Below are 11477 nucleotides of genomic sequence, written 5' to 3' on the forward strand. Positions count from 1 at the left end.
GAGAACAAGGGAATTAGCTCCTGTTTTGAACCTGAACGATAGGGAGCTCCGCCCCCACTGTGTGTTGCCCGCCTCGCGAACCGCGCTTGGCGTGGTACATGGCCTCATCGGCAGCGTTCAACAGGCTGCCGGGCGTCACGCCATGATCCGGGTACACGGCAATGCCGATGCTCAGCGACGTCATGATCGACAGGTTGCCAGGCAATTGAATCGGCACGTCCATGCTGTGGATGATTTTGTCTGCGATGCGCTGGGCATCTTCAACCCGGTGCAGCGGGCTGAGCAGCACGGCGAATTCGTCGCCGCCCAGCCGGGCCACCAGATCCTCTTCACGCAGCTGCGCGCGAATTCGCGTGGCCACCGCCACCAGCACCGCATCACCCGCGGCGTGGCCGAAGTTGTCGTTGATTTCCTTGAACCGGTCACTGTCGAGAAACAGCACCGCCATGCGCTCGTTGAGCTTGTTGGCGCTGCGCAGTGCACGAATCAGCCGCCCCTCGAAAAACGCCCGGTTGGGCAGGCCGGTCAGGCTGTCGTGACTGGCCTGGTGAGCCAGGGTCTCATTCTCGCTTTGCAGGTGAGTCTGCCAGGCTTCCAGCTCATCGAGCAGGGCATTGAAGTCGTTGCCGAGGTTGTCCAGTTCAGCGATTTCCGCAGGCGGTACCCGCTGATCGAAGGCCCGCTCGCGCCGCGCCGCGTGGGCCACTTCCGCCAGGCTGCGCAAGGGCCCGGTGATCCCCCGCAGTTGCCGGCGTGCCAGGTACAGCGACACCCAGGCACTCAAGGCAGTACAAAGCACGATACCCACCAGACCACTGAGCAGAAAGCGCAGCAGACTGCCGCCATGGCCGGTGACGTTGACGCTGCCCACTTCTCGGTTCTGATGAAGAATCGGCAAGCTGATGGGCTTTTCCAGGATCGCACTGGCAACGTGCATTTCCAGGCGGGTCAGCAGACCGCTTTCCGGACGTTGCCAACTGGCCAGCAGACGGCCCTGGTTGTCATAGACCTTGGCATCGGCCACCTCTTCGGTTGAGGCAATCAGGGCCAGGGCCTCGGTGGCCACCACACTGTCGTTGAACACCACCGCCGCTTCCACGGTGTAGCTGATGGACCGGGCAATCAGGTGCAGGTTGTGATCGGCATAGACGCGCAATGCCAGGACCCCGAGGAAGGTCAGGGACAGGCTGGCCATGGAGATCGCCAACAGGGCGACGATCAGGTGACCGCGACCTATAACCGACCGCAGGGTCGGGCGGGCGTTGGGCTTGAACAGCTTCATGGCGCCGCCGGGCGACGACGCGACAGTTGCAGCACGCTGGGATGGATCTTCACCCCGCTGCGGGCCACTGAATCCAGGTTGACCTCGAACGACACTTGGTTGTCGCTGACCCGCAGGCAGAACAGGCTGCCAACGGTGCACTGGTCGCCACCCTCGCTGATGCTCAGCACGGGTTGGCCGATCAGCGAATTGAACAGGCGACTCCGTTCATCGTTGCTCAGTTTGCCGACATAGACCGAGTCGCATTCACTGACGATTGCCGGGCTGCTGGCCAACAGGCGACGCACCAGCACCGGACGGCCGGTAGCCTGAGTAGTGCCCTTGAGCAGATCGTCGGTGTATTCGGTCGGGCCCACCACGCACAGGCGCAGTTCTGCAGGTTCCACCGGCCAGCGAGCGTAGCTGAGGATACCCAACACCACTTGCGTCACTGCCTTGGCCCGCTGTTCCGCCAGGCTGGTAGAGGCTGACGGCTCTGGTTGCGCAATGGCAAGCAGACTGAACAGGCAAAGAATGGTCGACAGTACACACTGCCTCCACCCCAAAATGCGCTCTGTCCTGAAGACAGCCACGTCCATGCAGGGATTCTCTTTGAATTTCACGGAAATGATGCCGCAACGATAGCACAGCCCGGGAAAATGCAGCGAGCCCAGCGCCCCAATACGGTGCTGGGCACTGGACAGCAACGCAGTGCTCAGTCCAGTTCCAGCATCAACCCGCTAAGGCGCTTGACCTTGCGCCGCACCGCCTCTTCAAACACCCCGGCCCGAGGCTCGATCAGGCTGAACCAATCCTTGGCCCGGGTGATTCCTGTATAGATCAATTCCTTGGTCAGCACCGGGTTCAGGGCGTCGGGCAGGATCAGCGCAGTATGGGCGAACTCCGAACCCTGAGACTTGTGCACGGTCATGGCGTAGACCGTTTCCACGTCATTGAGCCGGCTCGGCAGTACCAGGCGTACCCCGCCCTGGCCATCGTTGCGCGGGAAAGCCACCCGCAGCACCTGACGCCCGGCTTGCGGCCCCTCATGTTCCGGCAGCTGGAGGGCGATGCCAATATCACCATTCATCAGGCCCAGACCATAGTCGTTACGGGTCATCAGCACAGGGCGACCTTCGTACCATTGCTGGTCGCTGTCGATCAGCCGAGCCTTGAACAATGCCTGGGTGATCCGCAGGTTCAATCCTTCGACACCCCACGGCCCCTTGCGCACGGCACAGAGCAACTGGAAGCGATCGAAGGCCTGCAGGACGTTGCGCGCCCAATCGGTCCAGCGGCGGTCTTCCAGGGCGGTGTCCGCGGGTGGACGCTGACTGCGCAGCACATTCAGGTAATGCCGATAGCCTTGTGGCCCCTCGCCGTGGCCTTCCAGCAACAGGCGCTCAAGGGCTCTGTCCTGCTCGCCCTTGAGACTCAGGCTGTACAAGTCCGCATGGCTGCGAGCCGCCAGCAGGCGCCGGGCCTCCTCGGCCTGTTGTTGATTGACCCAGCGCGCCAGCTGGCCAATGCCACTGCCTTCGCCGAAGCGCCGGGAGTGGCGCAGCATCACCACCTGCTGTGCCAGGGGATGCTGGTGCCCGGTGTCTTCCTGCAAGCCGCTGGCGCCCAGGTTCTCAGCGCTGACCGCTTCCAGCCAGGCGCGAGTCTGCGGGTTGTACCAGCCGGCCTCGGCATCGCGACACAGGTCACCGAGCACCGCCCCCGCCTCCACCGACGCCAGTTGATCCTTGTCCCCCAACAGCACCAGGCGGGCATGAATGGGCAAGGCGTCCAGCAGATTGGCCATCATTTCCAGGTCGATCATCGAAGCTTCGTCCACCACCAGCACATCCAGGGGCAGGCGGTTGCCGGCGTGGTGGCGGAAATGCCGGGTGCCCGGGCGATTGCCCAGCAAGCGGTGCACCGTGGTCACCTCGCTGGGGATCTTTTCCCGTACCTCGTCGGCGACTGCCAGGGACCGCACTTGCAGGCTGATGGACTCGGTGAGGCGGGCCGCGGCTTTGCCAGTGGGCGCCGCCAGACGAATGCGCAAGGGTTTGCGCGCCTCCACCGCCGGGGCCTGGAGCAACGCCAGCAGACGCACCACGGTGGTGGTTTTGCCCGTGCCGGGGCCACCGGTGATGATGCTGAAGGCGCCTCGGGTCGCCAGGGCACAGGCGAGTTTCTGCCAATCGATGGGCCCGGCAGCCTTGGCCGGGCCAAACAGCCCGTCCAGGCGCTGGGCCAGATTCTCCGGAGTCGCTTCCGTCGACGCCAGGCGCTGGCGCAGGGCGTTGTCGATCCGCCGTTCATAGGCCCAGTAGCGCCGCAGGTACAGGCGCTTTCCGGACAGCACCAACGGCCGCTGCTGGGACGCCTCGCCGTGATCAGCCGACAGGGCCACCAACCGACTGCCGGCCAGGACCTTGCACCAGTGAGCCCCCTCCAGATTCGCCAACACCTGGGAAGGCAGCACCGTGGCACCGCCTTGCGAATCCCCTTCCGGCGGCAGCGACAGGGCGAAGTCCGGCTCCTTGAGGGTTTCGAACAGGTCCAGGCAGACATGCCCATGACCCAACTGGTGACTGGTCAGGGCCGCGGCCATGAGCACCAACGGATCGCAGCCGGGGTCCAGCTCATGGAGGAAGCCGACAAAAGCCTTGTCCAGGGCCCGCAGCCAGCCGCGCTCGACCCAGCGCTCAAGCAACAACAGCAGGTCTTCGGCGCGAGCCAGGGGCGCCAGCGCTAACTGGGGCGCTGGCGGCTCGGCCAACTGGGCAAACAGATCCTGGGTCATAACAGCACTCCCTGTTCCCAGGCGGGCTCGGCCTTGGGCGGCTCGGGCTGGCCCTGGAACATGCGGTCGAGGCGTTCGATCAACTGCCGTGGCGGCCGGGCAAAGTACGCGCCCTGGCTCGCGGAACGGCTGCCACGCAAAAACAGGTACAAGGCGCCGCCGATGTGCCGATCGTAATCGTAGTCCGCCAACCGGGCCTTCAACTGCCGATGCAGCGCCAGCAGGTAGAGCACGTATTGCAGGTCGTAGCGGTTGTCGAGAATCGATTGCTCCATGGCCTGCTCGGTGTAGGCCGCGTCGTCCACGCCCAGCCAGTTGGATTTGTAGTCGGCCACGTAATAGCGGCCCTGATGTTCGAATGTCAGGTCGATGAAGCCCTTGAACATGCCATTGAGCAGCACCGGCTCGGCGGTGACCCGAGGCGCGCCCTGGTGGGTCTGCTGGCGCACCAGCTCGTCGAGCTTGAGCACGTCGACCTTGTGACTGGCAAACCAGAACTCCATTTCGACCCGGTACTGGGTCAGTCGCCCCAGCACCACTGGCGGTTGCCCATCCCCCACAGGCAGGGACGCCTGCAACAAGTGCTGCAGCCAATCGCTGAGGGTCAAAATCCAGCCTTGCCAGCCGCGACGATTGCAACGGCGGGCGATGGCATCCTCGATCACCGCGGGGGCGGCGGCAAAACCCTCCTCCCCGGCCCATTCCAGCAGACCGTGGAGGAAGGTGCCGGGGTTCGGGCCCCGGGGAAACCGGTGAATATCGCCACCACTGGCGACGACTTCCCGAGGGGCCTCGGGGTCCAGCCGCTCATCGTCGAAGAGCTTCTGTGCCTGGGGATTTTCCGGTGCTTCGGTGCTGCCGCTGCCCAAGGTATTGCTGATGCGCAAGGCACTGTAGGAGGCGATCCACCAGTTCTCCGCCGCCCGTCGAATCGGCTGTAACGGGGCCAGCAGCCTGGCGTCATTGCGCGGCGGGTAAAAGCGCTGGTCATCGGCCGCAGGCAGCTCGCTGACACCGATGGCCTCACAGCCTTGCTGCAAGTCCAGGAGCCAGCGCAGCAATCCCTTGGACTCGCCCAACAGGGCACCGCCGCCAAGCAGGTAGCCCAGGGCCGACAAGTGCAACACCGAGCTGCTGTGGTTGCCGCGCTTGAGATCGGCCACTCCCAGCCAGCAGGCATGCTGGGCCCGGGTCAGGGCCACGTAGAGCAGACGCAGATCTTCCGCCAGACGCTCCTCATCGGCTTGGGCGATCAGCTCCGGCGTCGGTCGCAAACTGACCTGGGCCTTGCCGGCAGCATCGTGGTAATGCAGCGGCAGGCGACTGCCATCCACCGGTTTGGTGGAGCAGATGAAGGGCAGGAACACCAGGGGGTATTCCAGGCCCTTGGACTTGTGGATGGTCACCACCTTGACCAGTTGCTCGTCGCTTTCCAGGCGCAGGATCTGCTCTTCACCGGCCTGCCCGGACAACGCCAGATGCTCGGCCAGATGGCGGATCAGTGCCTGCTCACCGTCCAGTTCCGCAGCGTTTTGCTGCAACAACTCAGACAGGTGCAGGAGGTTGGTCAGCACCCGCTCGCCGTCGCTGCGGGTCATCAGCGCCTGGGGCAGCTGGAAGTCATGGAGCAAGCGTCGGAGCATCGGCAGCACGCCCTGGCTGCGCCAGATCGTGCGGTATCCGCGGAACTGCATGACTCGGGCTTCCCAGGCCAATTCGTCCTGGTTCAGCCGCTCCAGTTCCACCAGGGACAGGTTCAGGGTCAGGGAGGCCAGGGCGGCTCGCAGCGGACGCTCCACATCCGGTTCGGCGCAAGCCTTGAGCCACACCAGCAGGTCCCGGGCTTCCTGGGCGGCGAACACCGAGTCCTTGTCCGAGAGATACACGCTGCGCACCCCGCGGGCGGCCAGTTCACCGCGCACCGCCTGGGCCTCCTTGCCGTCGCGGACCAGAATGGCGATATCCGCCGGCAACAGACCCTTGAGTTCCTGCTGATCGCGGGCAAAACCACTGCGCCCCTGCTGACCGCCATTGAGCAGATCGACAATGGCACTGGCACAGGCCGCGGCCTGCTGCTGACGATACTGGGCCCCGGACAGCGGTTGCTCCGAAGGCAGTTGCCAGAAGTTCAGCGCTGGCACCGCTTGGCCATCCACCTGCAGGCGCTCCTTGCGGCCCTGAGCGGCTACCGCCAGGAAGGGCACCGGATTCTCGCCATCCTCTTCGCGAAACAGGAAGGCCCCCTGCCCTTGCTGGCGCTGTTCGGCTTGCAGGAACACATGGTTGACCGCACTGACCATGGCCTGGCTGGAACGAAAGTTGGTGCCCAGCGTATGCAAGCGTCCCGCTGTGGCCTGGCGGGCCCGCAGGTAGGTGTAGATGTCGGCGCCACGGAAGGCGTAGATCGCTTGTTTGGGGTCGCCAATCAGGAACAGCCCGGTTTCGGGGTCGTTGGCCTCGATGCGGTAGATGCTTTCGAAGATCCGGTACTGCACCGGATCGGTGTCCTGGAACTCGTCGATCAGGGCCACCGGAAACTGCTCGCGGATCAAAGTCGCCAGGCGCTCGCCGCCGTCGCTTTGCAGGGCGCTGTCCAGACGCAGCAACATATCGTCAAAGCCCATTTCGGCGCGGCGACGCTTCTCTTCCTCAAAACGCGCACCGACCCACTGCGCAGCATGCTGCAGGACCGCGGCGTCCGGGCTGGGCAAGGCGTCGAGGCTGGCCTTGAGTCCAGCCATGGCATCGAGCCCCGGGTGCTGCGGAGCTTCACCTTTCCAGGCCTCGCTCATTCCGTCTGGGGTCAGGCGGGTGAAGCCGGTGCCAATATCCAACTGCTCAACGGATTCGTCCTCGGCCCAGGCCGTGATCTTTTCAAACCAGGGCTCGAAGAAACGAGCCTGCATCTTGCGGCCGTCGACACTCTTGCTGGCAACGCCTTGCAGACAGATCTCCCGCAACTCCACCGCCCATTGCCGCCAGGGCGCCTTGAGTTGTACCAGCGCTTCCCGACGCTCCTGCAGACAGGCTTCGATCAATTCACTGGGGGTCTGTTCCGACGGCTCACGACACTCGCTGCCGAACATCGCCCGCACCCGGGGCAGCAATTGGGCCGGGCCGACCCAGTTGGAGCGCACCCAGTTAAGCGCATCGCCCTGCATCGGATAGCAGAACAAGCGCCAGTAATCACGCAGCACCTGACCCAGCAGATCGCTGTGGTCGGTCTCCAGGGTCTGGGTAAACAGGCTGCCGCTGTCGAAAGCGTGCTCGCGGAGCATGCGTTGGCACCAGCTGTGAATGGTGGAGACGGCGGCCTCATCCATCCACTGCGCGGCGATGTCCAGGCGGTTGGCGCAGGCGGCCCATTGTTCGGCGGAGTACTGCTCCCGCAGCTCGACGATCAGGCTGTCGGGGGCGCTGGTTTCGTCACGGAAGAAGCGTGCGGCCTCCGCCAGACGGGTGCGGATGCGTTCGCGCAACTCCTTGGTGGCCGCATCGGTAAAGGTCACCACCAGGATCTGCGGTGGCAGCAATTCGCGACCAAAGCCTGCGGACTCGCCACCGTGGCCCAGCACCAGACGCAGATAGAGCGCGGAGATGGTGAAGGTCTTGCCGGTGCCGGCACTGGCCTCGATCAGTTGGCTACCCCGTAGCGGGAAGGCCAGGGCCAGAGGGACTTGTTGAGTCATGCGCCGGCCTCCTCGCCGAGGGCTGAACGCCAGGGGGCGTCCAGCAGGGGGCGATAGAGTGTCTCGGCCCAGCCGCTGAAGGTTTCATCAGCGATCAGGGCGTTGTAGTCGGCGAATTGCCGAGCCAATGCCGGGCTTTCTCGACGCTCGCCTTCACTGTTCTGGCCATCGCCATCGTAGGTCTTGCGGGCCGCGGCAGCGGCTTTGTCAGGATCGGTCTGGCCCAGCCAGGCGAAGGCAGTCTTGACGGCCACCGGCAATGGCTGCCGCATGCCCGATTGCCAGGCCAGCAGCAGATTGCCGAGGATCGCCCGAGCCTGATCCTGTTCCAACGGCGGTAACAGCAGGCTGTCATCGCTGGCCACCAACGCAGTGGTCAGGGAGTAACCGCTGGCGCAGGCCAGCAGATGGTTGATCCAGGGCTTGATCAAGCGGTGCCATTTGCGGGTTTTGAGCGAACCTATGCCGTTGGGAATGGTGGTCACGGCCAATAGTCCGCCATCCGCCCGTTGATGCAGGTGGCTCAACCAGCCTTCCAGGCGCACGCCCTGCAATTCCAGGCTGACAGGCAATGCACTGGTGACCGGGGTTGGCCACAGATCCAGCAGTTGCCGGTAGCGCTGCAACAAATCCGGCAGGGGCTCCATGAGTTCGCGTTGCAGGCACTCGCCGAAACCGGCCATGGGCAACAGGCCGCTGGCTTGCAGCCTCTGCGCCTGGGCCTGCAAGGCCTGATCCGGGTGTGCGGCATCACTCAATGCGGCCTCCAGCAAGCTGTCGCTGAGGCTGTAGCGTTGCAGGGCGTCGAGGACAAAGGGCTCCTCGTCAGCCAGTGGTGCTTCCATGGCTTCAAAAAACACCTTGAGCCGTTGGCTGAAAAAGTGCCGTACCGGGTTGCGCAGAAAATCTTGCAACTGGGCCAGGCTCAAGGGCTCCTCCTGTACATAAGGCTCGAGGCGTTCGGTGGTGCCGGTTTCTGCCGGGGCCTGATGCAATACCTGCCACTCCCGGGCGTAACTGAACAGGACGTCATTGTCATGAAAGTAGCGGGCACTGAAGGGCTGCAGCGGGTGCTCCTGGGTCAGGGCCTCGAGCAGGGATTGCTGCGCATCGGCCAATCGCCAGCCGCCGGCCAGATGATCGCGCAACTGGCCGATCAGCACCGAGGCAGGCCGTTCGCTGTTATCGCGGATGCTGCGGCCAACCCAACTGACATAGAGTTGGTCCCGGGCTGAGAGCAACGCTTCGAGCAGCAGATAGCGGTCATCTTCGCGTCGGGAACGGTCGCCGGGGCGGTAGTCGCTGCCCATCAGGTCGAAGTCCAGAGGCGGTTGCGCCCGTGGATAGTCACCGTCATTCATGCCCAGCAGGCACACCAGCTTGAAGGGGATTGCGCGCATCGGCATCAGGGTGCAGAAATTCACGGCGCCGGCGAGGAAGCGCTGGGACAAGCGGCCCTGATCAAGGCCCGCCAGCCAGGCTTCACGCACCACGGTCAGGGGCAATTGATCTTGCAGACCGACGGAGTCGCAGGTTTCCAGCCAGTTTTCCCGAAGGTCCTCGAGCTGGCCCAACAGGTAATCGTCATGCTCGGTGCTAGCCAGGAAGAACTGTTCCAGCAAGTGCTGCAGGCGCTCGCCCCATTGGGCTGGCACAGCAGGCTGGGTGAGTTGCTGGTAGGCAATCTGCAGGGCATCCAGCAGTGCGACCAAGGGGCCGATCAGCGCGGCATCCAGGCCGCCGATTTCGTCATAAGGCTCAATGCCGTCGCAGGCATCGGAGCGGCCGACCGCATATCCCAGGAGCATTCGGCGCAGGCCGAAACGCCAGCTGTTTTGCTCAAGCTCCTGGGGCAGTCCCAATTCGGCGCGTTGTTCGGCGTTCATGCCCCAACGGATGCCGGCACCTTCGATCCAGCGGTGCAAGGTGGGCAGGTCGGCTTCATCGACACCAAAACGCGCACGCAATGCCGGGACGTCCAGCAGGTCGAGAATCTCACTGACCGGGAAGCGGCTGTCGGGGAGTTTGAGCAGGTGTTCGACGGCGATCAGCAACGGGTCGCGACCGCGCTGTCCCTGGTCGGTGAGGGTAAAGGGAATGAAACGTCGGTCATCACGCTCCAACTGGCCGAATACTGCACGGATATGCGGGGCGTAGCTGTCGATGTCGGGGACCATGACGATCACATCGCGAGGCCGCAGGTCGGGCTCGGCGCTGAAGCGTGCCAGGAGCTGGTCGTGGAGGATTTCCACCTCGCGCTGGGCACTGTGAGCAATGTGAAAACGGATCGACTGGTCCTGCTGGAGATCGACTTCGGGCCACAGTTCGCGAGTCTCGTTGAGGGGACGCAGCTCGAGGATATCGTCCTGCAGCTGCTGAAGCATAGTGCGTGGCTGGCTGTCGCTGAACAGGTCGATGCGGCCATCGCGGAAAGCCGCGCGATAACTGTTGGGGTCGTCGTAGCTGTCCAGCAGGTTGATGTAGTCACGGCCCTGCTTGCCCCAGGCGGCCAGCAACGGATGGGCATGCTGGTGCAGGGTTTGCGGGTCCAGGGCCAGTGGCATACCGGCTTTGCGCGCCTGGCGTTTGTACTGATGGCGCAGCAGATCCTTGTCGGCAACGATGTCCGCCCAGTGATGGCGACAGGGGTTGTGCACACAGAGAAGGACTTGGCTGAAACGGGCCAATCCGGCCAAAGCCTCCAAGGCCTGGGCCGGCAAGGAAGAAATACCGAAAACGATCACTCGTGACGGCAGGCCAGCGGGAGCTTGATCCAGGTTATTGATCCGCTCGATAAAGCGTTGGTGGACTCCGGCTCGGCTCTGGGCCATGCCTTCGGTACCCACATCCAGAAGCAGTGCTCGCCACAGTTCGGCTTGCCAGCAGTTGGCCGGGGTCAGGGCTTTGGCTTCGCCACGAACGTTACGCAGTGAATGGCGTCCAGCGGCCCAGTCCTCCAGCCAATCGGCCCGATAGACCTGGTACTGGTCGAACAGGTCGGCAAGGCGCTCTGCCAGTTGGTAGCGTTTACGCAAATCACTGTCGTGGGTCAGGAAGCGCTGCAGGGGTTCGAAGTGGGGCTCATCGATCAGCTCTGGCAGCAGGCGCATCAGACGCCAGGTCAGCGGGGCTTTGTCCAAAAGGGATTTAGGCGGGATTTCATCGCGTCCCAATACCAGGCGATAAAGCTGCCACATGAAGCTGCCAGGCAATTGCACATCGATGGCGGCGGCAATACCGCAACCGCCGGAGTCATCCTCTTCAGGATCTTCAGCCAGGGCCAACTTCAGCCATTGCGCGATGCCATTGCTCTGCACCAGGGCGATTTCATTTTCCAGAGGAGCCAGCGGGTAGCGCCGCATCCAGCTGACCACCAGGCTGCGCAACTCGTCCAGGCGGTTACCGTGAACCACCATAAAACCTGGGGTGAGGGACGAGGCGTCCGGCATAAGGGCTTCCTTGGAGAATACAAAAAGCTAGGCCGGAACCTTAGCACTGTCACGGGGTGGTGGCAGCCGGACCGAGCAAACAGCACAAGAGAAACCGCTGCAGCTTTTCTCCGCGCAAAAACAAAACCCCAATTGCTTTCGCAATTGGGGTTTTGGAATTTAATCTTGACGATGACCTACTCTCACATGGGGAAACCCCACACTACCATCGGCGATGCATCGTTTCACTTCTGAGTTCGGGATGGGATCAGGTGGTTCCAACGCTCTATGGTCGTCAAGAA

5 protein-coding genes and 1 rRNA gene are annotated in these 11477 nt (G+C 63.4%); all 6 read right to left on the bottom strand.

The window, feature by feature from the left end; all coding sequences use genetic code 11:
• Nucleotides 1-13: 13 nt before the first annotated feature.
• A complete protein-coding gene (locus tag J5M73_RS28835) occupies nt 14-1282 on the bottom strand; it encodes a diguanylate cyclase (RefSeq protein ID WP_102861014.1) in 1269 nt (422 codons plus the stop codon).
• Complete coding sequence (locus tag J5M73_RS28840) at nt 1279-1860, bottom strand: YfiR family protein (RefSeq protein WP_102861706.1); 582 nt, start codon at nt 1858-1860, stop codon at nt 1279-1281. Before J5M73_RS28840 ends, J5M73_RS28835 begins: the two co-directional genes overlap by 4 nt.
• 116 nt (nt 1861-1976) lie before the next feature.
• Nucleotides 1977-4058, bottom strand: coding sequence for an exodeoxyribonuclease V subunit alpha (recD, locus tag J5M73_RS28845; protein ID WP_102861013.1), 2082 nt, complete (start codon nt 4056-4058; stop codon nt 1977-1979).
• Nucleotides 4055-7747, bottom strand: coding sequence for an exodeoxyribonuclease V subunit beta (gene recB, locus J5M73_RS28850; protein WP_207816719.1), 3693 nt, complete (start codon nt 7745-7747; stop codon nt 4055-4057). Before recB ends, recD begins: the two co-directional genes overlap by 4 nt.
• On the bottom strand, nt 7744-11196 hold the full coding sequence (gene recC / locus J5M73_RS28855; protein WP_102861011.1) for an exodeoxyribonuclease V subunit gamma: 3453 nt from the start codon (nt 11194-11196) through the stop codon (nt 7744-7746). The genes recB and recC overlap by 4 nt, the downstream gene beginning before the upstream one ends.
• 163 nt (nt 11197-11359) lie before the next feature.
• Nucleotides 11360-11475, bottom strand: a 5S ribosomal RNA gene (gene rrf / locus J5M73_RS28860).
• Nucleotides 11476-11477 lie beyond the last annotated feature (2 nt).

The organism is Pseudomonas sp. 50_B, assembly GCF_017491625.1.
Taxonomy (GTDB): Bacteria; Pseudomonadota; Gammaproteobacteria; order Pseudomonadales; family Pseudomonadaceae; genus Aquipseudomonas; species Aquipseudomonas danubii.

Coding starts and splice junctions, on each gene's coding strand:
- J5M73_RS28835 (WP_102861014.1), bottom strand. CDS start 1,282: ATGAAGCTGTTCAAGCCCAACGCCCGCCCGACCCTGCGGTCGGTTATA.
- J5M73_RS28840 (WP_102861706.1), bottom strand. CDS start 1,860: ATGGACGTGGCTGTCTTCAGGACAGAGCGCATTTTGGGGTGGAGGCAG.
- recD (WP_102861013.1), bottom strand. CDS start 4,058: ATGACCCAGGATCTGTTTGCCCAGTTGGCCGAGCCGCCAGCGCCCCAG.
- recB (WP_207816719.1), bottom strand. CDS start 7,747: ATGACTCAACAAGTCCCTCTGGCCCTGGCCTTCCCGCTACGGGGTAGC.
- recC (WP_102861011.1), bottom strand. CDS start 11,196: ATGCCGGACGCCTCGTCCCTCACCCCAGGTTTTATGGTGGTTCACGGT.